Source organism: Paracoccus beibuensis (assembly GCF_026162625.1).
Classification (GTDB): domain Bacteria; phylum Pseudomonadota; class Alphaproteobacteria; order Rhodobacterales; family Rhodobacteraceae; genus Paracoccus; species Paracoccus beibuensis.
Window position 1 is genome coordinate 47,601 of record NZ_JAOTBD010000002.1, and the last position, 23,584, is coordinate 71,184.

Here is a 23,584-nt window from a genome sequence, read left to right on the forward strand (position 1 = left end):
TTTGAAAGCCCGCGACCCTTGCGCGGTCTGGGGCAAGGGCGTATCCGTCAGCGGCAAAAGGAGCCTCCAGATGAAATTCCTCGACCTCGCCAAAGTCTATATCCGCTCGGGCGGCGGCGGCGCGGGCTGCGTGTCCTTCCGGCGCGAGAAGTTCATCGAATACGGCGGCCCCGACGGCGGCGATGGCGGGCGCGGCGGCGATGTCTGGGCCGAGGCGGTCGAGGGGCTGAACACGCTGATCGATTTCCGCTATCAGCAGCACTTCTTCGCCAAGTCCGGCCAGCACGGCATGGGCAGCCAGATGACCGGCAAGTCGGGCGACGACATCGTCCTGCGCGTGCCCGTCGGCACCGAGATCCTGGACGAGGACGAGGAGACGGTCATCGCCGATGTGACCGAGGTGGGCCAGCGCGTGCTGCTGGCGAAGGGCGGTAATGGCGGCTGGGGCAACCTCCATTTCAAGACCTCGACAAATCGGTCGCCCCGCAACGCCAATCCGGGGCAGGAAGGGGTCGAGAGGGCCATCTGGCTGCGGCTGAAGCTGATCGCGGACGCCGGCCTGCTGGGCCTGCCGAATGCCGGCAAGTCGACCTTCCTTGCGGCGGTATCGAACGCGCGCCCGAAGATTGCGGACTATCCCTTCACCACGCTGCACCCTAACCTGGGCGTGGTCGGCGTCGACGGGCGCGAGTTCGTGATGGCCGACATCCCCGGCCTGATCGAGGGCGCCAGCGAGGGCAGGGGCCTCGGCGATCAGTTCCTTGGCCATGTGGAACGCAGCAACGTGCTGCTGCACCTGGTCGACGGTACCTCGGACACGGTGGCCGAGGATGCGCGCACCATCCTGACCGAACTTGCCGCCTATTCGCCGGTCCTGATGGAGAAGCCCCGCGTGACGGTGCTGAACAAGATCGATGCCCTGGACGATGAAACGCTGGCCGAACGCCGTGCCGCGCTGGAGGCCGAACTGGGCCACCCCGTCATGCTGATGTCCGGTGTGGCGAAAACCGGGGTGGTCGAGGTGCTGCGCGCGCTTTGGACCCGGATCGAGCCTTCGCGTGCGCCAGCCACCGGCGCTTCCGAAGGAACCTGGCAGCCGTGACCGCGCCGTCGCTTGCCGGCGCGCGCCGGCTGGTCGTCAAGATCGGTTCGGCCCTTCTGGTGGAACCTGACGGCCTGCGCACGGACTGGCTGCGGGCGCTCTGCGACGACGTGGCGGCATGGCGGGCGCGCGGATGCGACGTGGTGCTGGTCAGCTCGGGCTCGATCGCGCTTGGTCGCCGCGTGCTGGACCTGCCGCCCGGTGCGCTGCCGCTGGAACGGGCGCAGGCCGCCGCTGCCGTCGGCCAGATCCGCCTGGCCCGCGCCTACGAGGAAGCCCTGGCGCCTCATGGCGTCACCACCGCCCAGGTGCTGCTGACGTTGGAAGACAGCGCCGACCGCCGCCGCTATCTCAACAGCCGTGCAACGATGCAGACGCTGCTGTCGCTTGGCGTCGTCCCCATCGTCAACGAAAACGACACAGTGGCCACGGACGAGATCCGGTTTGGCGACAACGACCGCCTGGCCGCGCAGATTGCCGTGACCTGCGGCGCGGACCAGCTGCTGCTGTTGTCGGATGTCGATGGCCTCTATACCGCGAACCCGAAGACGGACCCGACCGCGCGGCACCTGCCCGTCGTCGAAACGATCACGCCAGAGATCGAGGCTATGGGCGGCGACCCGGTCTCGGGCCTGTCAAAGGGCGGCATGAAGACCAAGCTGATGGCCGCGCGGACCGCCGTGGCTGGCGGCTGCGCCATGGCCATCGCCGAAGGCTCGGTCCTGCGGCCACTGACGGCGGTGACGCACGGCGCGCGCGCCACATGGTTCCTGCCCGAGGCGGATCCGCAACTGGCCCGCAAGCGCTGGATTGCCGCAATGAAGACGCGCGGAACGCTTCAGGTCGACGATGGTGCCGCGCTTGCCCTTGGTCGGGGAAAGTCGCTGTTGCCCGCTGGCGTGACAAATGTCATCGGCGACTTCGGCCGCGGCGACCCCGTCGCCGTCACGGGTCCTCGGGGCCAGCGCCTCGCCACGGGCTTGGCGCGCTACACCGCCGACGAGGCGCGCCTGATCGCTGGACACCGCAGCGCCGAGATCGAGGATCTCCTGGGCTATCCGGCTCGTGCTGCGCTGGTCCACAGGGACGACATGGCGCTCTGATCCAATCGGCTATCCGGCAGACGATTCGACTCGAGGCGGCCCATTTCCTGCCTTCAGACGACTTGGGCAGGCAAGGGGGGTCCGGGGGGCCGGCCCCCCGGCCGTCGCGGGACGCGATCAGCCACCGACGGGTCGACGCGCCCCGACCAGCCTGCCAACGCCACGCTCCCGGCTCAGCCGCGCCGCGTTTGCGCCCGGTTCCGGCAGGGAAAGCACATGGTCGCGCAGGACGGCGATGGCATCCTCACTACTGCGAGGCAGGGTCGAGGGCGCGATAGGCTCTCCGATGGTCACGCGATAAGGTTGGCTGGTCTTGTTCAGCACCTCGTTGAACAGCGTCACGTCGCGCAGCGTCGGGTGGATGCGGTCGAACAGGTAGAACAGCGCCGAGTTTCGCGCCCTGATCCGCAGAGGGATGATCGGCACGTCGAACTTGCGCGCGATCATGGCCGCGCTGGCCATCCAAGGCCGCTCGTGCAGCGTCAGGCCGCGCCGCTTGGCCAAGCGCCCGGACGGGAAGATCAACCCGATCCGCCCCGCGCCAAGCGCGTCGCGGGTATAATCCATGGTTGCACGGGTCTTCGCGTGGCTACGCTTCTCGACTCGCCACTCGACGGGGGCGATCACTTCGACCATCTGCGGCAGGACGCGGATCATGTCGTGATTGGCATAGATGAACAGGTCGTCGCGCAGGTGCGACACCACCGCGTTCAGGAAGATGCCGTCGGCAATCCCCGTGGGGTGGTTCGCGACGATCAGCGCCGGTCCCGTGGCGGGCAGATGCTCCAGCCCCTCGACGCGCAGGTCGTGGACGATCATCTCGCTCATTCGGCGAAAGATCTCGGGTGTGGGCAGGCCGCGGAACTGGGCCCCGAGGTCGATGGTCCGGGGGTATTGCAGCAGGCGCATCATCGCCTGCCGCGCAATCTGGTGATGCAGCTTAGTCGAAAACAGCCAGGGCGCCCGTTCCTCGATCAGCGGGTCCAGGCGCGCGCGCATCTCGGCGCGGGCTTCGTCCGTCTTGCCCATCGCTTTCCCCCCTCAGCGCCCGCCGGCGATCATACGCGAGACCATTTCCCGCGTGTTTCGACTTAAACCCTCGACAGAGGCGATCCGTTCCAGCGCCGCAAGCGCATGATCACGCCGCTGTGCGTCATACCGTGGCCATGTCTCGAACGCGGTGGACATTCGCGCGGCGATCTGCGGGTTGATCGCGTCCATGCGGATCAGCCAGTCGGCGGTGAAGCCATAGCCAGAACCGTCGGCCGCGTGGAAGCCGGCATGGTTTGCCGCAAGCCCGCCCAGCAACGACCGGAACCGGTTCGGGTTCTTCCAATCGAAATCGGGTCGAGCGGACAATTCGCGTGCAATCGCAACTGCGTCCTGCGGCGGCGCGGCCATCGCCTGGATGCTGAACCACTTGTCCATGACCAGACGGTTGTCAGCAAACTCGTCGTGCAGCGCCGAGATGGCTTCGGCGCCGCGCCCCAGTCGCAGCAGGATCCCAAGCGCCGCCATGCGCTCGGTCATGTTGCCGGCGGCGCCGAAGAGGACCGCGGCCCGGTCGCCGCCGTCGATCCGGCCAAGCAGCCCCAGGGCCGCGATTCGCAGGGCGCGGCGCGCCGCCGACGCGGCATCGGGCGAATAGGGGCCGGTCACTGCCATCTCGTCGTAAATGCGTCCCAGCAGCGGCTCGTGCGCCAGCGCGATGCGCCGGGCCAGGTCGGTGCGCGCCGCATGGATGGCGTCGGGATCCGGCGTGTGGCCCAGAGAAGCAAGCCGCGTCGCGATCTCTTCTTCGCCCGGCAGGTTCAGGCTGAGGGCGCGGAAGGCGGGGTCGGTCCCCTCCTCGGCGATCAGGGCGCCAATGGCGGCGACGTAATCCGACCCGGCCTCGCCACCCGTCGATAGCGTCGTCAGGGCGGACAGCGCCAGTTCGCGCCCGGCCTCCCACCGGGCGAACGGATCCGCGTCATGCGCAAGAAGGAAGGCGCGCGTGGCATCGTCCATGTTGCGACGCAGGATGATCGGCGCCGAAAAGCCCCGCAGTGCCGACACGACGGGTCGCACGGATAGACCATCGAAGGTGAAGCTCTGCCCGTCTTCCGTCAGTTCGAGCACCCGCGTTTTCGCAACCTCGTCGCCGTTGGGGCTCAGAAGGCCCACGGCGATCGGGATGACGCGGGCCGGCTTGACGGGCTGGCCCGGCGTCGGCGGCGTCGATTGCCGGAAGGTCAGCGTCAGGCTGCCGTCCTGCCAGTCCTCGTCCATCTCGACGATAGGCGTGCCGGCATCGGTGTACCAGCGGCTGAACTGCGCCAGGTCGCGGCCTGTCGCATCCTCGAACACCTTCAGCCAGTCCTCGATCGTCGCCGCTTCACCATCGTGGCGGTCGAAGTACAGGTCCAGCGCCTTGGCATAGCCGTCGCCGCCGACCAGGCGCTGGAGCATGCCGATGACCTCGGCACCCTTTTCATAGACCGTGGCGGTGTAGAAGTTGTTGATCTCCTCATAGTGGTCGGGCCGCGGCGGGTGGGCCAGCGGGCCCTGGTCCTCGCGGAACTGGCGGGCGCGGAGCGCCTGCACGTCCTCGATCCGCTTGACAGCCGCGCTGCGCATGTCGCTGGTGAACTGCTGGTCGCGGAAGACGGTCAGGCCCTCTTTCAGGCACAACTGGAACCAGTCGCGGCAGGTGATGCGGTTGCCCGTCCAGTTGTGGAAATATTCATGGGCGATGACCGACTCGATCCGCTCGTAATCGGCATCCGTGGCGGTTTCGGGCGAAGCCAGCACCAGTTTCGAGTTGAAGATGTTCAACCCTTTGTTTTCCATGGCGCCCATGTTGAAATCGTCGACGGCGACGATGTTGAAGACATCGAGGTCGTATTCGCGGCCATAGACGTCCTCGTCCCATTTCATCGACTTGATCAGCGACTGCATGGCAAAGCCGGCGCGGTCCTGATCGCCGGGACGGACCCAGACGTTCAGCGCCACGTCGCGGCCCGACCGCGTGGTGAAGCGGTCGCTGACAGCCACCAGATCGCCTGCGACCAGCGCGAACAGGTAGCACGGCTTGGGCCAGGGATCGTGCCATTCCGCCACGCCCGGCCCCTGCGACACCGGGTTGCCGTTCGACAGCAGCACCGGCAGACCGCTGCGGATGGTGACGGCAAAGGTCGTCATCACGTCCGGGCGGTCGGGGTAGAAGGTGATGTGGCGAAAGCCCTCGGCCTCGCACTGGGTGCAGAAGATCCCGTTCGAAAGATAGAGCCCCTCGAATGCGGTGTTGTCGGCCGGATCGATGCCGACCTCGGTCGCCAGGATGAAGGTTCCGGGGGGAAGGGCGGCAGCGGTGATCGTCAACCGCTCGTCGTCGCGGATCACGTGGGCCGGATCCGGCTGCTGGCCGTCGATGGTCAGGGACATCAGCCGCAGCCCCTTGCCGCCGTTCAGCACCAGGTCGGCCCCCGCCTTCTGCGAGGTCAGCCGCAGTTCGGCCCGCACGCGGGTGTCGCGGGGCGCCAGCGTCACGTCCAGCCGCGTTTCGGACAGCACGAAGGGCCAGGGCCGATAGTCGGCCAGATACTGAACGGGCTGCGGATCAGTCTGCGACATGCTTGGCGGCCTTCCTGAATTTTGCGACGCGGGCCGGAACCCTTGTGTGATCACCGTGTTAATCGCCACAGAGCAGGGTCGCAAGCCGCGGCGTCCAGTCTGCCGATTGACAGCGGAACCGCGCCGGGCCACTGATCCGCCTACTGACCCGGTGAAAAGACTGACTTATTTGGAGGCCAGCATGAGCTACGATCCCAACGACCCGAACCGTCCCAAACCTGCAGCCGATCACCGCGAGACATATGTCGAGCCGGTCGAGCGCAAATCGTCGGCCCTGCCGCTGATCATCGGGGTCCTGCTGGCGCTGGCGCTGGCCTATTTCGTTCTGCAGCGCTTCATGGCCGATGACACGGCGGTCGTCGAAGGCGACACCACCACCGTGACCACCACCGAGGAGACGCCGGAAGACGTCGACGCGGTCGTGGCGACCGAGCCTGTGGCCGACGAGGCGGAGGCCGCCGCCGACAACGCCGCTGCCGAAGCTGACGCCTCGGCCGAAGAGGCCGAAGCCGCCGCCGACGATGCCGCGGCAGCTGCCGAATCCGCCGCCGAGAGCACCGGTGCCGCCGTCGACCAAGCGGTCGAGGATGCCGGCGCCGCCGCGTCCGATGCCGCCGATGCCGCGGCCACCGCTGCCGATGACGCGGCCAATGCCGTCGAAGAGGCCGTGACGCCGGACGCCACGGAAACAGAAGAGCTGCCCGAGCCGCTGGCCCCGGCCGATACGGCCGAGCCCGAGGTCGAGCCGCTGGCCCCCGAGGCGACGACAGAGCCCGCCGCTCCGGTCGAGGAAGAGCCTGCCACGGCCCCGGCGAACTGATCGCCCCGACAGCATCTCAACGCGGCCCGGACGCAATCGTGTCCGGGCCGTTTTTTGTGCCGGATGACGACAGATGTCGCCGCGCTGCCATAAGACTTTGCTCTGGATGTTCGGGGACATGGCCTTGTGAAAGAATATTTCGCGATGCTATGACTTTCGCGACTGCGACATCAACAAGGCGGGGGACAGTTAAGCCATGAAGGTTGGCGCATTGAAGGAGACTTTCGGGGGCGAGGCCCGGGTGGCGGTCACGCCATCCTCGGCCGGGCACCTCGGCAAGCTGGGACACGACGTCTATGTCGAAAGCGGCGCCGGTAATCGGGCCGGCTTTTCCGATGAGGATTATCGCAAGGCCAGTGTCACGGTCTGCCAGACGGCGGCCGAGCTGATCGGTGCGGTCGACGTGGTGGCCAAGGTCCGCCAGCCGACCGAGGCTGAGATCCGGCAGATGCGCGAGGGACAGACGATCATCTCGTTCTTCTATCCGGCACAGAACGCCGATCTGCTGGCCCTGGCCAAGGAGCAGGGCGTCACGGCCATCGCGATGGACATGGTTCCGCGCATCAGTCGTGCGCAGAAGATGGACGCGCTGTCGTCCATGGCGAACATCGCCGGCTATCGCGCCGTGATAGAGGCCGCGAACAACTTCGGCCGCTTCTTCACCGGCCAGGTCACCGCTGCGGGCAAGGTCCCGCCGGCCAAGGTCCTGGTGGTCGGGGCAGGGGTCGCGGGCCTGGCGGCGATCGGCACTTCGGTGTCGCTTGGCGCGCAGGTCCATGCCTTCGACGTGCGCCCCGAAGTGGCCGAGCAGATCGAGTCGATGGGGGCCGAGTTCGTCTTCCTGGAATTCGACGAGGCTGCGCAGGACGGCGCGGCGACGGGTGGCTATGCGGCCCCCTCCAGCCCCGAGTTCCGAGAAAAGCAGCTGGCCAAGTTCCGCGAACTGGCCCCGCAGATGGATATCGTCATCACCACGGCGCTGATCCCGGGCCGCGATGCGCCGAAGCTGTGGACCGCCGACATGGTCGCCGCGATGAAGCAGGGCAGCGTCATCATCGACCTTGCCGCCGAAAAGGGCGGCAACTGCGACGTGACCGTCCCGGACGAGCGGATCGTGACCGAGAACGGCGTCGTCGTCATCGGCTATACCGACTTCCCGTCGCGGATGGGCGCGCAGGCGTCCGAACTTTATGGCAACAACATCCGCCACTTCATGACCGACCTGACGCCCAAGAAAGACGGTGTCATCGACCACAACATGGAGGACGACGTGATCCGCGGCGCGACCGTGGCGCATGATCACGACGTGACGTGGCCGCCGCCGCCGCCGAAGGTCGCGGCAATCGCGGCACAGAAGCCGAAGGAGAAGAAGAAGGCGCCGACCCCCGAGGAGCGCCGCGCCGCCGAGGCGGCCGCCTTCAAGGCGGAAACCCGCAGCCAGGTGGGCCTGCTGGTGGGCGGCGGCCTGCTGCTTCTGCTGATCGGGCTTGTGGCGCCGGCCAGCTTCATGTCGCACTTCATCGTCTTCGTCCTGGCCTGCTTCGTCGGCTTCCGGATCATCTGGAACGTGGCGCATTCGCTGCACACGCCGCTGATGGCGATCACCAACGCGATCAGCTCGATCATCATCCTGGGGGCGCTGATGCAGATCGGGTCCGGCTCTGCCTGGGTCGTGATCCTGGGGGCGCTGGCGGTGCTGATGGCATCGGTCAACATCTTTGGTGGCTTCCTGGTCACCCGGCGCATGCTCGCCATGTTCCAGAAGTCGTAAGGGGGCAGGAATGGAATACGGATTCACCACCGCGGCCTATGTGGTCGCATCGATCCTGTTCATCCTGTCGCTTGGCGGGCTGTCGGGACAGGAAAGTGCCAAGCGCGCGATCTGGTACGGCATCGTCGGCATGGCTCTGGCCGTGCTGGCCACGCTGTTCGGGCCGGGCGCGGGCAACTGGCTGGTGTCGCTGATCATGATTGCCATCGGCGGAACCGTCGGCTGGATCGTCGCCAAGCGCGTCCAGATGACGGAAATGCCGCAGCTAGTCGCCGCGATGCACAGCCTTGTGGGCCTTGCCGCGGTCTTCGTGGGCTTCAACGCCCAGATCGAGCTGGCGCGCGTGATGCGGGCCCGCATGGACGGCATCGACCAGATCTTCCATGGCTTCGCGGCTCTGCTGGCCGAGAAGACCTCGGCCGAAATCGCCATGCTGAAGATCGAGGTGTTCCTGGGTGTCTTCATCGGCGCGGTCACCTTCACCGGCTCGGTCGTCGCCTTCGGCAAGCTGTCGGGCAAGGTCGACGGCAAGCCGAAGAAGCTGCCCGGCGGGCACATGCTGAACGCTGGCGCGCTGGCGCTGTCCGTGCTGCTGGGCATCCTCTACTTCACCGGCGCCGGCCCGGCGATGCTGTGGCTGATCCTGATCACGCTGCTGGCCTTCTTCATCGGCTATCACCTGATCATGGGCATCGGCGGCGCCGACATGCCGGTCGTGGTGTCGATGCTGAACAGCTATTCCGGTTGGGCGGCGGCAGCCATCGGCTTCACGCTTGGCAACGACCTGCTGATCGTGACCGGCGCGCTGGTCGGTTCCTCGGGTGCGATCCTGTCCTACATCATGTGCAAGGCGATGAACCGCAACTTTGTCAGCGTGATCCTGGGCGGCTTCGGCGGCGAGACGGGCCCGGCGGCCGAAATCGAGGGCGAGCAGGTCGCCATCGACGCCGACGGCGTGGCTGCGGCCCTGAACGAGGCCGACAGCGTGGTGATCGTCCCGGGCTACGGCATGGCCGTCGCGCAGGCGCAGGGTGCCGTCAGCGAGCTGACGCGCAAGCTGCGTGCGGCGGGCAAGACGGTGCGCTTTGCGATCCATCCGGTCGCGGGTCGTCTGCCGGGCCACATGAACGTGCTCTTGGCCGAGGCGAAGGTGCCCTATGACATCGTGCTGGAGATGGACGAGATCAACGACGACTTCCCGTCGACCGATGTCGTCATCATCATCGGCAGCAATGACATCGTGAACCCCGCAGCCCAGGACGATCCGAACAGCCCCATCGCCGGCATGCCGGTGCTGGAGGTCTGGAAGGCCAAGCAGGTCTTTGTGTCGAAGCGCGGGCAGGGCACCGGCTATTCCGGCATCGAGAACCCGCTGTTCTTCAAGGAGAACACCCGCATGTTCTATGGCGACGCCAAGGACAGCATCAACAAGCTGCTGCCCATGGTCGACTGACATCCGGCGACGATCATGACGCCCGCCGATCCCATGATCGGCGGGCGTCTTCATTTGAAGGTGTCCTGGTGCGCGGGCGACACGCCGGCCACTGTCAGGGTCCTGAACCTCATTCTGGTCTTGTGCCGGTGGCACGGTCCAGCACACTTGCCCAAGCGCCGCCCACCGAGGAAATCCAATGGATCCCGCGTCTGAACATCCCTTGCGATATTCGCTGGCGAACGAGCTCCACGCGCGTCCGTCGCCCCGTCTGCCGGCCCCGACGACGGCCGTCTTCGTCGCCTTCAAGGAACCGCTGGACGCTGCCAACCGCGACCGCAGCGTCGATGCGGCGCACTTGGCCGAGTTGGTGAACCGCCACGGCGGTCCGCGCCCTGATCCCGAGGACAGCCACTACCAGGGCAAGCTAGGTCGCCACGACCTGAAATGGGAAAGCCATACCGAGTTCGTAAGCTACATGGCGACGACGCCGGGCCTGCCGATCCGTCCGTTCGACCCCTCGGCCGCAGCCATCTTTCCGGCCGCGTGGCAAGAAGGGGCGCCGGGTCGGCGGGTGGCCGCAGTCATGGTGCAGGTGGACATCCTGCCCGACGATCCGGCCGAGGCGCTGAAGCAGACGGCGGGCTGGTTCGCGCGCGACAGCCTGGCGGCGATCTGGGTCCTGGACGAGGCCGCGATGGTCGCGGGCGACTTCCGGATCGACGCCGACGGTTGGATGCGCTTTGCCGTTTTCGTGCGGCCCGGCACGTCGGAGGGCCGGATCGGGCGGCTGATCCATCGCTTGGTGGAGCTGGAGACCTATCGGGCCATGTCAATGCTTGGCCTTGGCCGCGCACGCAGCCTCAGCCGTCGCCTGAACGAGCTGGAGCCGAGGCTGAGCGCGATCCTGGCGTCGATGACCGACGACGCGCGCCCGGCAGAACAGATGCTGCAGGACCTTCTGTCCGTCTCGACCGAACTCGAGGCGCAGGCTACGCAGCATTCCTTCCGCTTCGGGGCAACCTCGGCTTATGAGGCAATCGTCCATGACCGGATCGCCGCGCTGCGCGAGACGCGGTTTCTGGACCGGCAGATGCTGACCGAATTCATGCGCCGCCGCTACAAGCCCGCCATGCGGACGGTCAAGTCGGCCGAACAGCGGCTGGCGACGATGCTGGAACGTGCGGCACGCGCGGCCGAACTGCTGCGCACCCGCGTCGACGTCGAACGAAGTGCTCAGAACCACGAAATCATGGAGCGGATGGACCACCGCGCAGACCTGCAGTTGCGCCTGCAGCACACGGTCGAGGGCCTGTCGGTTGTCGCCATCAGCTATTACGCCGTGGGCCTGCTGACCTATGCGGCTGCGCCGATTGCAGGCCTTGCCGGGATCGACAAGACCATTCTGGTGGCGGTCCTGACGCCGGTCGTCATCCTCTCGGTCTGGTGGAGCATGCGCAAGGTGCGCCAAAGGCTGCATGGCGGCGATCATTTGTGACTTGTCGGGGCGCGTCGCTGCGGCGATAGATCGTGCATCTGATTTCAAGGAGCCGTTCATGCGCCTGACATTCGCCCTTCTGACGCTGCTGACCCTGTCCGCCTGCGGCGTCCCGTTTGTTCCGCTGATCTGAGGGGACAGGATGACGAAAACACTGACGATGCTGGGTCTCGGCCATTGCTCGACCTGCCAGAAGGCGCAGGAGGCCCTTCAGGAGCAGGGGTGGAAGGTCGACTTCCGCGACGTCCAGAAGAACCCCCTGACCGAGGAAGAGCGCGCTGCACTTGTCACCGACTTCGGCGACAAGATCGTCAATCGGGCCAGTCTGACCTGGCGGGGGATGTCCGAAGACGAGCGTGCCGCCGATCCGGTGTCGATGCTGGGCGCTAAGCCGAGCGTCATGAAGCGTCCCACGATCCGCGCGGACGGTCAGGCGCTGCTTGGGTGGACGGCGAACGTGAAGCGGGCGCTTGGCGTGCCCGCCTGAAGCGGATCAGCCCTTGCGGCCGGCAAGGGAGGAGATCAAGGGGCGAACGCCGCTGAGATCGTAGCCGGCCTTTTCGGCGTTCTGCAGGATCTCGTCCTCGGGCATCTTGCCGGCCTGGTTCAGCGCCCACAGCACGGTGCTGCGGTTCCCCGATCGGCAATAGGCGATGACCGGACCTTGTCCCGCTGTCGCCGTTGCGAAATCGGCGATCAGCTGGGACGTGATCTGGCCGGGATGGAACGGCAGGTAATGGTAGCTCATTCCCGCGTCCGAGGCGGCCCGCGCCATGGCGTCGTGGTCGATCTCGGGCGTCACCTCGTCGTCAGGGCGGTTGTTGACGAGGACCTTGAAGCCCGCATCGGCCAGCGCCGGCACGTCCTCTGGCAGGATCTGCGGAGAGACGGCGAGGTATGGGCTGAGTTGACGCAGATCCATGGCAGGGCCCTTTCATCAGGTGACGGCCTGAACTGCAGGTTTTCGCCGGCCCTTGTCAAGCGCCAGACGAAGAGGGGCAGGGCGCAACGGCCGAATGGTCCGCGATCAGGCCGAACAGCTGCGTAAAGTCGGCAAATGCGGCATGGTGCGGCAATTCCGGGATCGGCGTCATACGGTAGCCGCCGGAATAGATCAGGAAGGGGACCGGAACGGCCGCCGCGCAATGGGCATCGAACTCGCTGTCCCCGACGAAGATGCCGCGTCCGCCGAGCTGGTCGAAGGCGGCGATCAGAGGGGCAGGGTGCGGCTTCTTCTCGGGCAGCGTGTCGCCACCGATGACCACGGACATCATGTGGCCGATCCCGAAATGATCGAGGATCACGCGTGTCGGACCCATCGGCTTGTTGGTGCAGATGCCAAGCGGATGACCGCTATCCGCAAGCTGTCCCAGAACCTCGATGACTCCCGGGAACACCCGCGTCAGCGCCGTGGCATCATGGTACCGGGCCATGAAGGCTGCGATCAGGGTTGGACGGTGCACCGGGTCGATCCCCGTCGCCGCGATGATCCGGGTCCAGAGAAGCTCGACCCCGCCACCGATGAAGCTGCGCACCCGCTGAAGGCTGAGCGGCGCGATCCCATGGCTGCGAAGCACCGTGTTTACGCAGGCATGGATGTCCGGGGCACTGTCGATCAGGGTACCGTCGAGGTCGAAGATGATCGCGCAGGGACGCTTGCCGCTCATGCCGTCTTCCACTTGATCGAGCATCCCATCGACGGCACCTGGTCACGCGGACCCTGGCCGGTTTCGGCAACCTGAAGCATCGCCTCGTACAGCTCTCGTCGGGCGTCGCTTGGTCCCGCGGTGCGGCCCGACGCATCCAGCCGGCCACGGTACTGCAGCTTGCCTTGGGCATTGTAGCCGAAGAAGTCCGGCGTGCACTCGGCGCCATAAGCTTTCGCGACGGCCTGGCTCTCATCGTAAAGGTACGGAAAGTCGAAGCCATGATCGGCCGCCAGCTTCGCCATGTGCTCCGGGTCGTCCTCGGGATACTCGACAACATCATTGGCCGAGATGGCGACCACGCCGACGCCATGCGCCTGAAGATCGTGCGCATCCCGGACGATCCGGCCCAGAACGGACCGGACATACGGACAGTGGTTGCAGATGAACATCACCACCGTTCCGCGAGGGCCCGAGACGTCCGAGAGCCTGTATGTCTTACGGTCCGCACCAGGAAGCTCGAAGTCATGCCAATGCGCGTTGAAATCGCAAACGGGTGGCGAAACAGCCATATCGTCCTCTTCGGTCAGAGGCTTCGAGAATGGACATTGACACGGAGAAGGACAACCCCAATGTCAGAGCTGATAGAGGCTGAACGTGTCAGTCTGTTACATAATGTAGATTATCACGCCAACGCTTTGCGGAAGGTTGGTTCTATTCTGAGAAGCGACAAACCATGATTTGCTGGCTTTTGCAGATCGAGGAGCCGCCTTGGCACATCTCACCGTTCACGAGCGCCGCAACGGCGCTTTTGTCGCACTTCAGCTTGACCTCGCGGAACTCGGGCGGAAAAGCTGCCTCTGATCTTGCAGTCTCTCATCCGCATCAGCAAGCATTGCTACCATTACCTTGAGGTTTGTCAGGAACTTCGGTCATGCGCCGAGCGTCTGTAGATGATCCGTCGTGTTGACCGACGGACTTGGCAAAGGAGTTGGACATGCGTATCCCTGCAATCGGACTTTGTAGCGTCATCCTGCTGCTGTCGGCCTGTGGCGACACAACCGCCGAACGTGCGGCGACCGGCGGTGTCGCTGGCGCGGTCGTCGGCGGACCTGTCGGCGCCGCCGTCGGTGGCACGATCGGAGCGACGACCTCTGCGCCCTGACGTCGCTGACCAGGCGGACGGCGACCTTGGCTTTCCGTGAGCCTTGCGGCCGTGCCAGCCATCCCCTACATCTGATCCGAAAGACAGAGGGATCACTGAATGGCGATGGAAGCTCATGACATCGAAGCCCTGATCCGGGCTTCGTTTCCGCAAGCAAAGATCACGATCACGGATCTTGCGGGCGACGGAAACCACTATGCCGCCGAGGTCGTGGACGAGAGCTTTCGCGGACTGAACCGTGTGCAGCAGCAGCGTGCAGTTTATGCCGCGCTCAGGGGGCGGATGGATGGCCCGTCGGGTGACCTGCATGCACTTGCGCTGACAACCAAGGCGCCCGACTGATCCTTTGATGCTAATCCCGGCCCGCCATAGGGGGGCTTTCGACCAAAAGGACCGCCCAGATGAGCGAAGTGAAAACCCGGATTCAGGATTTGATCGACAGCAACGACGTCGTTCTGTTCATGAAGGGGACGAAGGAAATGCCGCAGTGCGGCTTCTCGAGCCGCGTCGCCGGGGTCTTGAACTACATGGGCGTTCCGTTCCTCGACGTGAACGTTTTGGCAGACAGCGATGTTCGGCAGGGAATCAAGGACTTTTCGGATTGGCCGACGATCCCGCAGCTTTATGTGAAGGGCGAATTTGTGGGCGGTTGCGACATCATCACCGAGATGACGCTGTCGGGCGAACTGGACCAGTTGCTGGATAACAAGGGCGTATCCTTTGACAAAGTGGCCGCCGACAAGATCCGCGAAGCAAACGCCTGATAGTCGTCTTAGACGACAATTCTCTTGATCTCTACACCTTATGGTGGAAGAGTTTGAGGATGGGACACAGTTTCACATTTGTGATCCATGAGCGGGATCACTTCGTGGCGCGGGACATGGGTCAGGGTCTGATCAATGCCGCGCCGGGAAGCTCTGTCTTCCATTCCCCGACAGCGTCGCCCTGCCCTGCCGAAGTCCTTGCTTTCAGCAGCATCAACGTCCTCATCACAGATGCTTCGGTTGCCGAGGTTGGTGACCTCCCTGTTGCGCATCCTTGGTTGACACAAGGCTGGCCCGTCGTGCTGCGGATGGGTTTCGATTCGGTCGACACGATCTGCGCCAAAGGATGGCATGTTCTGACGGCGCCGTTCAATTGGGATGACCTCCGGGACCTGGTTCAACGCCTGACGTTCATCAGATCGCATCAGGCCGTGACAGAGGACGGTCTTCATCCTCCCGCCGGTATCATTCGCGACCCGGCGGGTGGTTCGTGCGCCCGCGCCTTTCCTGCAGCTTTGCAGCAAGCGTGACGCCGACCGCAAACGCCCAGATCAGCCTCGTCGTCGTCCTCGTTGCACGAGGGGCAGTCCCGGGTCCCAAGTCAGCACGATCTCTGGTTGGCGTCGGTAACGCAGGCCCTCCGGCGCGGATGCCGACCGAAGGCAGAGATCCGAATACCCTTCGCTCTGCATCATCCGCCAGCTTTGCGGCACGATAACTTGCTTCATCCATCAGTGCATGTGCACGGTTCTCGGCCATGTCGACAAGCCGAGACGCCTCGGCTCGCGCCCGCTCGACCGTCGCATCCGTCGCCAGCGTCGCGCGCGCTTGGACCTCTCTTTTCAGGTCTTCGGTCGTCGGCATTTCGTGATTCCGACGCGACGACATCGTGAACAGGATCGCGGCAATCAGCGCAAAGCCCGCACCCATCGCGAGCGACGCAAGCCCTGCCCCCCAGCCAAGCGTTTCTGCCAGAAACGACCACAGCGCCGCCAGCAGGAAGCCTGCTCCAATCATTCCGACAATGCCAGCCGCCGCCTTCAGCGCGGCGCGGCGGACTGTGTCGCCCGCCGCCAGTTGCAATCGTCTGGCGAAATCGAACATCGCCGGCTCCTCAGCGGCGCGACAGCATCAGGCCGATCAGGAAGCCGACGCCGGCCGCGATGCCGAGTGCTTGGGCCGGGTGGCGGCGAACCATGCCTGACAGCTCGTCATAGCGGTCCTCGGCAAAATGGGCGACGTCTTGCGCCGTCTGCTGTCCGCTATCATAGAGGTGAGCCGCTTGATGGCGGGCACGTTCTGCGTAGTCCTGGCCTACTTCGCGTGCACGGTTGGCATAATCACGACCCGCCTCCAATGCCTCGCTAGCCAAAGCGGCGCCGCGACCGGAAAGGCCGTCTGAGCCCGTATCCTGCGAAAGCTTACCGGTCGCGTAGCGCGCCTCGTCTTCGATCCTGCTTGCGCCGTTCCTGAGGTCGCGCATCGCGTCATTCGCCGCAGCGTTCGCGTTGCGCTTCAGTTCGTCAGTGGTCGGATTATGTGCCATTTCGGTTCCTTCCCGTGGTGTCTTATGTCGAAAGAACAACAAGAAGCTTACAATTTCGTTCCGCGACAGGATGCACAATGCCGGCACAACCGACGGATTTGTTGAAGAGAGCGTGGTAACAAGCGGGGACTTCCAACCGGCACTCATTGCTGGAATGCTAGTAGATCAACCTCGGTCAGCCCTCTGACAAAGGCGGACAGCGTGCAGAGTTTCGTGTGTCGGATCACGAACGGAGACGGTGCTTAAACAAGCTCGGCGATCTTCGCCTTTGCTCGCAATGCCGTCTGCCTCCAAGTCCGCTCATTCTCAACCCATTCACGGCCGGCTTTCCCGAACGCAGCGCGCAGCACAGCGTCATTAATCAGCCGTTCGAGGGAATCGGCCAACGACTTCACGCAGCCTTTCTTGAAAACCAAACCGGTTTCCTCGTGCTGAACCATTTCAGCAAGCGCCTGAACAGACGACGAAATAACTGCCTTTTCCATGGCGAAGGCCTCGAGCGGCTTCATTGGTGAAACCATCTCGGTCACCGGCTGCGGCTTTCGGGGGAACGGCGCGATGTCGATAAGCGAATAATGCGCCTCCACCTCTTCGTGAGGAATGCGCCCGGGCATGATCAGCTTTTCGGCCAATCCGCCTTCGGCGGCAAAGTTCTCGATCGCCGTCGTGATGGGTCCTTTGTCGTTCCCGGAGACATTTTCATTCCCGATCAACATCAGTCTGAAATCAATGCCGCGGTTCACCAGGATCGCGCATGCTTCCGCAAGGTCATCGAGGCCCTCATACTGAACGAAGGAGCCGATGTAGCCGATGACCGGCGTGCCGGGCGGAATGCCAAGCTTGGCAGCCAGCTCTACATCGCGTCCTCTCGGGGTGAACCGACTAGGGTCGCAGGAGTTCGGAAGGAGCGATATTTGTTTGGCGGGAACGCCCCTCTTCTGCAATTCCTCAGCCATTGCGCCAGTCAGGGTGAAGACGTGATCTGCGTACATCGCAGACATGGCCTCGAGGCCCGCGAGATCTGCATAGGCCGGAGTATCAACGAATTCGGGCTCACGCGACCATCTGGTTACTTCCCAGAAGCCACGCACCTCATAGATGAAAGGAACCCCTACTCTTCTAGCGGCAATCTGGGCAGGAAGTGAAGTGAGGTGGTTCGACGCTGCTATCACCAGGGCGGGCTTCAGCTTCAGGAACTGCTGCTCGAGGGCATCGGCCGACTTGATTAGGTAGTCATGGCCTTTGTGCGTGTTGCGAGCAGGTGTCAAAGTCCTACGATACCATACACCGTCGATGTAATCTGACTCTTCGACATCGGCGGGATCGATTTCGATCAGATCGCATGGAAAGCCGGGGCGCGTCATGCAGATGACGTCATAACCCTCACGCTGCAGCCCCTGCGCTAGGCCATGTGCCCTCGTGGCATAGCCGCCAGATGAGTATGGCAAAGAATTGTGCAGGAGGTAACAGATCCGATTTTCCACAGGCTCATATCGAGGCGGATTGCGGCGGGTTATTTGCTTCTTGATGGATCCATTATCGATCCCCATCCCCTTGAAGAGCCGCTTAGCCTCTTCGAGCCACGCTTGATCTTTCGGACCATCAGAAATCATCGGCTCGATTCGTCGGATGAAGGACCTCGCATCGTCGTGTCGCTTCAGGCGGATAGCCGAGCGAACTGCAAGCTTCACGACTGCTGTGGACGATCCGTACTTGAACGACTGCTTGAGCATCTCGAGCTTGGACGCTTCACGACCCACTTGGCCAAGCGTGATAGCAGCGGTCACCAATGCGTCGCAGGCCTCGGCGGAAGTCATGTCCTCGATATTTCGGATGTTCACGGGTAGCTCGATTTCTTTCCAGCGTTTAAAATCACAAGCGGAGGTTGCAGCAGATGCCGTTCTAGAAAAGGACGTCCCCGTGGTCTAGTCACCAAATGTACCAGTGTGACGGCACTCGGCGCGAATGGCCTGACCCTTGCGCCTATCCGATCGGCTGCCAGAACAGGTATCGAGCCGAGATCAATTTCCGTTTGGTAGCCGATGGTCCGCAAAGCCTGTCGTGAGCGGTCGCAGGACAGCACGCTCAGCTCAGCTTGACGGCTTGAAGTTCGAGGGCAGCAGGTCGTCGAGGTGGCCCTGCGGGTAGCCATTCGTAGTGGCGGCGAGCGTCGCTTTGGGGTAGGCGAAGGACTCTGTATCGTTGATTTTTCAGGTCTCGATTAGCGATACGATGCGGCCCCAAGCGATGCCGCCTTCGTCGTGACCGGCGAAGAGTGTATTCTTGCGATTGAGGGCGATGGGGCGGATCAGGTTTTCGACCCTGTTTGAGTCGATCTCCACGCGGCCGTCGAGCAGGAAGGTTTGCAGCCCGTCCCAGTGGTTATGGATATAGGTGAGCTTTCCGCCCAGCCGGGATTTGGCCAAGATCTTGCGACGTTGCGCCTGCAGCCAGCCGCCGAAGGCGGCCACCAGTGGCGCGGTGCGCGCCTGACGGGCCGAGAGGCGCTGGCCGGGCGATCCGTCGCGGTCGAAGACTTCCTTGAGCTTGCGCGCGCATGCGCCCAGCAATGCGCCACCCGGATGGGCGCGCCGCCCTTGCGCGAGGGTTTGGTCAGCCGATTGTATCCGGTGCAGCCGTCGATCTGCAGGATGCCATCGAAGCCGGTGAGGAAGGTCTCGGCATTCTCCCCCCGCCCGTCCGGGGACGTAGAAGTAGACCACATCGGGTGGATCTTTGCCGCCCCAGGGCCGGTCATCGCGGGCCAGCGCTCAGAGATATCCGGTCTTGGTCGTGCCGCGCCCCGGATCCAGCACCGGGGCAGTGGCGTTCTCCAGGGCTTACGCGGCCCCACTGGGGCCACGCTCCTCTGCGAACTCCATGAACAACTTGTCGGGCCGCTTCAGATGTTCGGCCAGCCTGTCCACCACGGGCTTCAAATGGAAAGCGGTCTTGCCGACCCAATCGGCAAGCATGGCACGATGCAGCTCAAGGACGGCCCGCGCCAGGATCTGGCTTTGGCGATATGATGGCAGATGGTCCGCATATTTGCTCACCAGCACATGGGCGAGGGTTGCCTCCGTCGGCAAGCCACCCATGATCAGGTGGGAAGGCGACGGGGCCTGGGTCACGCCGTCGGTGCAGGACCGGCGGGCATATTTGGGGCGCACGGTGACAATGACACGCAGCTGTGCCGCGACGATGTCCAGCCGCTCCGCGCGGTCTGCGCCGATCTTGTGCAGTCGCGATTGTTGCGCCATTTTTCCCAGCGACAATGGCGACACCGCAGCCGCAAGGGCAGCTCAGGCTATCGAGCTTGATCACCTCCTCAATTCGAGGAAGCGTGGCGGGAAGGTTGCCGATGGTGCGCTTGGGGACGGGTTTGGTTGCCCCGTCACCTGCTTTGGCCGCGCGCTTTTCCTTTTCCGCCTCGACCTCGACCTCGACCTCGACCAAGACGATGGACAGGTCCTCGAAGGCAAGTTGCCACTCATCCTCGGTCAGCTTTTCCGACCGTTTGCCATGCAGGGCTTGGTTCAGCTCGACGATCAGATGCTCTTGCCGACGGGTGACGTCGGTCAGTGCCGCCACCGCTTCCATCAACGCCTGCACCGCTGCACGCTGCGCGGCAGGGATGGTGGAAAGGTCGTTGGCGGGGGCACTCCGCATAGGCCGAATCTATCACAAAACTCCAGCAAAAACAATAAAAACCAATTGGTTGATTCATTCTGCCGCAGCCGGTGGGCGGGCCTCCAGCGCCTTCACGCGGCGCTAGTCCAGCCCGGCAAGCAGCGCCTTGAACTGGGCATGGTTCAGCGCCATCACCCCGTCCTTGATTGCGGGCCAGGCAAAGCGCGCATCCTCCAGCCGCTTGCAGGCCGTCACCAAGCCAGTGCCGTCCCAATAGAGCAGCTTCAGCCTGTCCGCCCGGCGCGAGCGGAACACAAACACGGAGCCCGTGAACGGATCCTTGCGCAGCACCGATGACACCAGGGCAGCCAGACCATCATGACCCTTGCGCAAGTCGATGGGTTTGGTCGCAACCATGATCCGCATCTGGAAGGTCGTGTAGAGGCCGGCGGCATGGACACTGTCGCCGTCCATCGGCAGGTCGCCCGTCGACCAGTTGGCCTCGTTGTCCCACCGGAAGCCGTCGCTGCGCACGTCCGGCGCGAAGGTCAGGCTCGTGTTCGCCGTCCGCTCCGGGCCGACGTTGCCGAAGGCTTCCTGGAAGAAGCCCCAGCACTGCGTGACGATCTTCACCCGCTGCTTGGCCGGCCGGGTCGACAGCCAATCGCAGAACTCGCGGACGGTCACCTTCCGGCCCATGGTCTTCTCGGCGAAGATCTGGATCGTCGTGCGCCTGGCAATCTCCAGGTCCTCGGGCGTCACGTTCACACGCTCCTTGCCCCAGATGATCTTGCTGTCGTTGTAGACCGGCGGATGCTCCTGGTTGACCTTCAGGGCGTGATCGGCGCCTTCTCCGTACCGCTCCAGCTCGGCGGGGTTGTTCGGGTCGATGTGGTTGACGAACAGGTTGCCCAGCCAGCTGTCGTTGTAGCCGGCTGAATCGACGCCGCGGCTGATCGCGCCCTGGAAGCTCTTCGACAGGGGATAGCCGGCCTGCGTCACGACGTTCAGAAGGAAGTTGCCGAACAGGCCGGGCCGTTCCTCGCCTTCCCGCCAGCCCGCCATGTTGTTGAAGGCCAGCCCGTTCGAGACACAGACGTTCCGGGCGACATGGCCGCCCGCCCGGTTCTGCATGCCCTGCGAGGCCGCGAAGGAGGTGAAGACCTCGATCAGGTCGACCTCCGAGAAGTCCCATTGGATGTAGAGGTTGTGGTTGTAGTAGGACGGCGGCATCGGATCGTCCGCGTCCATGGCCTCGATGTTCCCGGTGTCATCAGAGCGCCGAGAGACCATGACGTGCCCCTGCTGCTGTCAGCCCCACCCGCTTGTCGCCCGCCGCGAGGGGCGCCGTGCTGCGCAGGGTGCGCAGTGCCGAAGGAGACTCAGCCATGATGTGGAGACAGGAAGCCACCGAGATCGTCGCCAACGCAACCCGTCGTCTGCCGGATGATACGCCCCTGCCTGAGCGCAAGAAGGTCATCAACGACGCTTGCCCGTCAAGCTGGCGAATGATGAGTTGACCGCAGAAGGCATGGCAAGCTGCACGACGCGATCATCTTGTGCAGTATGGATACAAGCCGCGAACAAAGTCGCAGGCTGAGCGGGAGAAGGCCGTGGCGGAAGATCTGCCGCTGTTTGATGCGGTGCCGTTAGATGAGAGGGGCCGCTGAACGGGACATCAGAAGATGCCCGCCGATGTTCGCCGTGCTGTCTCCGAATGGGCGGAGAAAGGCTTCGAGGTTACAGTCGACATGAAGGACGGCAAGATTTTCGTTGGTGGACAAGGGCGAGCGCCCGGAACCGATGTTCACCCCTGCGACCTGCTGGACCTATCATGATGACGAAGCGCTTCCTGCCGCCTCACGTCTACGACAAGAAGGGCGTGCTGCATTTCCAGCGGCGCGGCTACAAGACAACCAGGATCAACGCCGATGCCGGGACGGCAGCATTCGCGCTGGAATATGCCGCCCTGCTGAACGGGACCACGGTCGCTCCATAGGGCAAGAGCCGCACGAGCCGCCTCGCAGGCTGTCCGTGATGTACGGGACAAGATCGGCGCGCGAGCCTACGACATCCACGGCCTGCGATACTCGGCCACTGCCGAACTGGCGGCGGCTGGGTGCAGCGACGAATTGATTGCCTCGATCACAGGGCACAAGACGACGCTGATGATCGTGAAGTATTCCGGACCTGCGCGCCAGAAGGCTCGCGCGAAGGAGGCTTAAAGGATGTGCGGAACAGACGTAGATCGAAGCAAGTTTGTTGAGAACGCTGTTGAGAAATCGAATGACAGCGAATCAGTCGTCGTGCAGAATGGTGAGGTAATCCAATCGAAAGAGCGTGGTAGGGGCGGTCGGACTCGAACCGACACTCATTGCTGAAACGGATTTTGAATCCGTCGCGTCTACCATTCCGCCACGCCCCCAACATCGTCGACGCTCTTCCGGCACGAGCGAATGCGTAGTTTGGGCCGCGCACTTTTGCAAGGCCCAAGACGCGGGCGCCCTGCCCTCCCGTGGATTCGCTCAGGCGCGACCCAGCTTGGCAAGCCGCGCGTCGCGCAGGCGCGCGAAATCGTCACCGGCGTGATAGGACGACCGAGTCAGCGGCGTGGCCGACACCATGAGGAAGCCCTTGCCATAGGCAGCCTTCTCGTATCCCGAGAATTCCTCCGGGGTCACGAAGCGGTCGATCCGGTGATGCTTGGCGCTTGGCTGCAGGTACTGGCCGATGGTGATGAAGTCGATGTCGGCCGCGCGCATGTCGTCCATGACCTGCAACACGCCCTGCCGATCTTCGCCAAGACCCACCATGATGCCGGACTTGGTAAACATCGTCGGGTCCAGTTCCTTGACCCGTTGCAGCAGCCGCAGCGAATGGAAGTATCGCGCACCCGGGCGGACAGAGGGGTAGAGCCCCGGCACCGTCTCCAGGTTGTGGTTGAAAACGTCGGGGCGGGCCTCGACCACGGTCTCCAGCGCACCGGGCGTGGACTTGAGGAAATCGGGCGTCAGCACCTCGATGGTCGACGAGGGCGAGCGGTGGCGAATCGCGCGAATGGTCTGCGCAAAATGCTCGGCCCCGCCGTCGTCCAGATCGTCGCGGTCGACGCTGGTGATCACGACATGGTTCAAGCCAAGTTTCTGCACCGCATGCGCAACGCGGCCGGGCTCGAACGCGTCCAGCGACTGCGGCTTGCCGGTCGCGACGTTGCAGAAGGTGCAGCCGCGGGTGCAGATCTCGCCCATGATCATCATGGTGGCGTGGCCCTGACTCCAGCATTCGCCCACATTGGGGCAGCCGGCTTCCTCACACACCGTGGACAGGCGATTTTCGCGCAGCAGGTCACGGGTCTGCTTGTAGCCGGCCGAGGTCGGGGCCTTGACCCTGATCCACTCCGGCTTCTTGGGCTGGGCCTGGTCGGGACGGTGCGCCTTTTCCGGGTGACGCTGATCCGGGATCCTGAGGTCGCGCAAGGTCTTGGTCCTTTCG

General features: G+C 64.1%; 24 protein-coding genes, 1 tRNA gene and 2 pseudogenes. 14 read left to right on the forward strand and 13 right to left on the reverse strand.

All coding sequences use genetic code 11. From position 1 onward, the window contains the following. Positions 1 to 70: 70 nt before the first annotated feature. Positions 71 to 1,102: a GTPase ObgE gene (gene obgE, locus OC159_RS01930; RefSeq protein WP_265499470.1), complete on the forward strand. Its 1,032-nt coding sequence runs from the start codon at positions 71 to 73 to the stop codon at positions 1,100 to 1,102. Beyond that, positions 1,090 to 2,205 carry a glutamate 5-kinase gene (gene proB, locus OC159_RS01935; RefSeq protein ID WP_407674039.1) on the forward strand — a complete coding sequence of 372 codons (1,116 nt, stop codon included), beginning with the start codon at positions 1,090 to 1,092 and terminating at the stop codon, positions 2,203 to 2,205. Before obgE ends, proB begins: the two co-directional genes overlap by 13 nt. Before the next feature lie 117 nt (positions 2,206 to 2,322). Here proB and OC159_RS01940 read toward each other — a convergent pair whose 3' ends face one another. Then, positions 2,323 to 3,234 carry a 1-acyl-sn-glycerol-3-phosphate acyltransferase gene (locus OC159_RS01940; protein ID WP_265499472.1) on the reverse strand — a complete coding sequence of 304 codons (912 nt, stop codon included), beginning with the start codon at positions 3,232 to 3,234 and terminating at the stop codon, positions 2,323 to 2,325. Between the two features lie 12 nt (positions 3,235 to 3,246). Next, on the reverse strand, positions 3,247 to 5,820 hold the full coding sequence (pepN, locus tag OC159_RS01945) for an aminopeptidase N (RefSeq protein ID WP_265499473.1): 2,574 nt from the start codon (positions 5,818 to 5,820) through the stop codon (positions 3,247 to 3,249). Positions 5,821 to 6,001: 181 nt separating this feature from the next. Here pepN and OC159_RS01950 point away from each other — a divergent pair, with 181 nt between their 5' ends. From OC159_RS01950 to OC159_RS01975, 6 genes are all read left to right on the forward strand, one after another. Further along, the gene (locus OC159_RS01950) at positions 6,002 to 6,640 is read left to right on the forward strand and encodes a hypothetical protein (RefSeq protein ID WP_265499474.1); all 639 of its coding nucleotides are present in this window, start codon (positions 6,002 to 6,004) and stop codon (positions 6,638 to 6,640) included. A 196-nt stretch (positions 6,641 to 6,836) separates the two neighbouring features. Further along, the gene (locus OC159_RS01955; RefSeq protein ID WP_265499475.1) at positions 6,837 to 8,411 is read left to right on the forward strand and encodes a Re/Si-specific NAD(P)(+) transhydrogenase subunit alpha; all 1,575 of its coding nucleotides are present in this window, start codon (positions 6,837 to 6,839) and stop codon (positions 8,409 to 8,411) included. Positions 8,412 to 8,421: 10 nt separating this feature from the next. Then, positions 8,422 to 9,864, forward strand: coding sequence for an NAD(P)(+) transhydrogenase (Re/Si-specific) subunit beta (locus tag OC159_RS01960; RefSeq protein WP_265499476.1), 1,443 nt, complete (start codon positions 8,422 to 8,424; stop codon positions 9,862 to 9,864). 178 nt (positions 9,865 to 10,042) lie between these two features. Beyond that, positions 10,043 to 11,341 (forward strand): DUF3422 family protein, encoded by a 1,299-nt coding sequence (locus OC159_RS01965; protein ID WP_265499477.1) that lies wholly within the window; start codon positions 10,043 to 10,045, stop codon positions 11,339 to 11,341. Beyond that, positions 11,322 to 11,474: a hypothetical protein gene (locus OC159_RS01970; RefSeq protein WP_265499478.1), complete on the forward strand. Its 153-nt coding sequence runs from the start codon at positions 11,322 to 11,324 to the stop codon at positions 11,472 to 11,474. Before OC159_RS01965 ends, OC159_RS01970 begins: the two co-directional genes overlap by 20 nt. Positions 11,475 to 11,483: 9 nt before the next feature. Then, on the forward strand, positions 11,484 to 11,828 hold the full coding sequence (locus tag OC159_RS01975; protein ID WP_265499479.1) for an arsenate reductase family protein: 345 nt from the start codon (positions 11,484 to 11,486) through the stop codon (positions 11,826 to 11,828). A gap of 6 nt (positions 11,829 to 11,834) precedes the next feature. Here OC159_RS01975 and OC159_RS01980 read toward each other — a convergent pair whose 3' ends face one another. The 3 genes from OC159_RS01980 to OC159_RS01990 are packed head-to-tail and all read right to left on the reverse strand — an operon-like array spanning position 11,835 to position 13,559. Beyond that, entirely contained in the window at positions 11,835 to 12,263 is a 429-nt protein-coding gene (locus OC159_RS01980; RefSeq protein ID WP_265499480.1) for a TIGR01244 family sulfur transferase, read from the reverse strand. A 55-nt stretch (positions 12,264 to 12,318) separates the two neighbouring features. Beyond that, positions 12,319 to 13,008 (reverse strand): phosphoglycolate phosphatase, encoded by a 690-nt coding sequence (gene gph / locus OC159_RS01985; RefSeq protein WP_265499481.1) that lies wholly within the window; start codon positions 13,006 to 13,008, stop codon positions 12,319 to 12,321. Beyond that, positions 13,005 to 13,559, reverse strand: a complete 555-nt coding sequence (locus OC159_RS01990; RefSeq protein ID WP_265499482.1) for a thioredoxin family protein — start codon at positions 13,557 to 13,559, stop codon at positions 13,005 to 13,007. Before OC159_RS01990 ends, gph begins: the two co-directional genes overlap by 4 nt. A 425-nt stretch (positions 13,560 to 13,984) precedes the next feature. Between OC159_RS01990 and OC159_RS01995 the strand changes: the two genes are divergently transcribed. From OC159_RS01995 to OC159_RS02010, 4 genes are all read left to right on the forward strand, one after another. Next, positions 13,985 to 14,152 (forward strand): hypothetical protein, encoded by a 168-nt coding sequence (locus OC159_RS01995; protein ID WP_265499483.1) that lies wholly within the window; start codon positions 13,985 to 13,987, stop codon positions 14,150 to 14,152. A 99-nt stretch (positions 14,153 to 14,251) separates the two neighbouring features. Further along, positions 14,252 to 14,494, forward strand: coding sequence for a BolA family transcriptional regulator (locus OC159_RS02000; RefSeq protein ID WP_265499484.1), 243 nt, complete (start codon positions 14,252 to 14,254; stop codon positions 14,492 to 14,494). A 59-nt stretch (positions 14,495 to 14,553) separates the two neighbouring features. Next, on the forward strand, positions 14,554 to 14,916 hold the full coding sequence (gene grxD / locus OC159_RS02005; RefSeq protein ID WP_265499485.1) for a Grx4 family monothiol glutaredoxin: 363 nt from the start codon (positions 14,554 to 14,556) through the stop codon (positions 14,914 to 14,916). Between the two features lie 59 nt (positions 14,917 to 14,975). Next, positions 14,976 to 15,446: a hypothetical protein gene (locus OC159_RS02010; protein WP_265499486.1), complete on the forward strand. Its 471-nt coding sequence runs from the start codon at positions 14,976 to 14,978 to the stop codon at positions 15,444 to 15,446. Here OC159_RS02010 and OC159_RS02015 read toward each other — a convergent pair. From OC159_RS02015 to tnpB, 6 genes and pseudogenes are all read right to left on the reverse strand, one after another. Next, entirely contained in the window at positions 15,382 to 16,020 is a 639-nt protein-coding gene (locus tag OC159_RS02015) for a phage holin family protein (RefSeq protein WP_265499487.1), read from the reverse strand. The two genes, OC159_RS02010 and OC159_RS02015, sit on opposite strands and share 65 nt — an antisense overlap. Positions 16,021 to 16,030: 10 nt before the next feature. Continuing rightward, on the reverse strand, positions 16,031 to 16,462 hold the full coding sequence (locus tag OC159_RS02020; RefSeq protein WP_265499488.1) for a DUF883 family protein: 432 nt from the start codon (positions 16,460 to 16,462) through the stop codon (positions 16,031 to 16,033). Positions 16,463 to 16,704: 242 nt separating this feature from the next. Further along, positions 16,705 to 18,303: a glycosyltransferase family 4 protein gene (locus OC159_RS02025; protein WP_265499489.1), complete on the reverse strand. Its 1,599-nt coding sequence runs from the start codon at positions 18,301 to 18,303 to the stop codon at positions 16,705 to 16,707. A gap of 369 nt (positions 18,304 to 18,672) precedes the next feature. Next, positions 18,673 to 19,220 (reverse strand): annotated as a pseudogene (locus OC159_RS20055) (IS66 family transposase). 181 nt (positions 19,221 to 19,401) lie between these two features. Then, positions 19,402 to 20,131: pseudogene (locus OC159_RS20060) on the reverse strand (IS66 family transposase); the annotation flags it as partial. Positions 20,132 to 20,233: 102 nt separating this feature from the next. Continuing rightward, positions 20,234 to 21,343, reverse strand: coding sequence for an IS66 family insertion sequence element accessory protein TnpB (tnpB, locus tag OC159_RS02035; protein ID WP_265499490.1), 1,110 nt, complete (start codon positions 21,341 to 21,343; stop codon positions 20,234 to 20,236). A 137-nt stretch (positions 21,344 to 21,480) separates the two neighbouring features. Here tnpB and OC159_RS02040 point away from each other — a divergent pair, with 137 nt between their 5' ends. Then, positions 21,481 to 21,612: a hypothetical protein gene (locus OC159_RS02040; protein ID WP_265499491.1), complete on the forward strand. Its 132-nt coding sequence runs from the start codon at positions 21,481 to 21,483 to the stop codon at positions 21,610 to 21,612. 314 nt (positions 21,613 to 21,926) lie between these two features. Then, a complete protein-coding gene (locus OC159_RS02045; RefSeq protein ID WP_265499492.1) occupies positions 21,927 to 22,091 on the forward strand; it encodes a hypothetical protein in 165 nt (54 codons plus the stop codon). Positions 22,092 to 22,433: 342 nt separating this feature from the next. Here the strand turns inward: OC159_RS02045 and OC159_RS02050 are convergent. Further along, a tRNA-Leu gene (locus OC159_RS02050) sits at positions 22,434 to 22,517 on the reverse strand. Between the two features lie 100 nt (positions 22,518 to 22,617). Continuing rightward, positions 22,618 to 23,568, reverse strand: a complete 951-nt coding sequence (gene lipA / locus OC159_RS02055) for a lipoyl synthase (RefSeq protein ID WP_265499493.1) — start codon at positions 23,566 to 23,568, stop codon at positions 22,618 to 22,620. Positions 23,569 to 23,584: the final 16 nt, after the last annotated feature.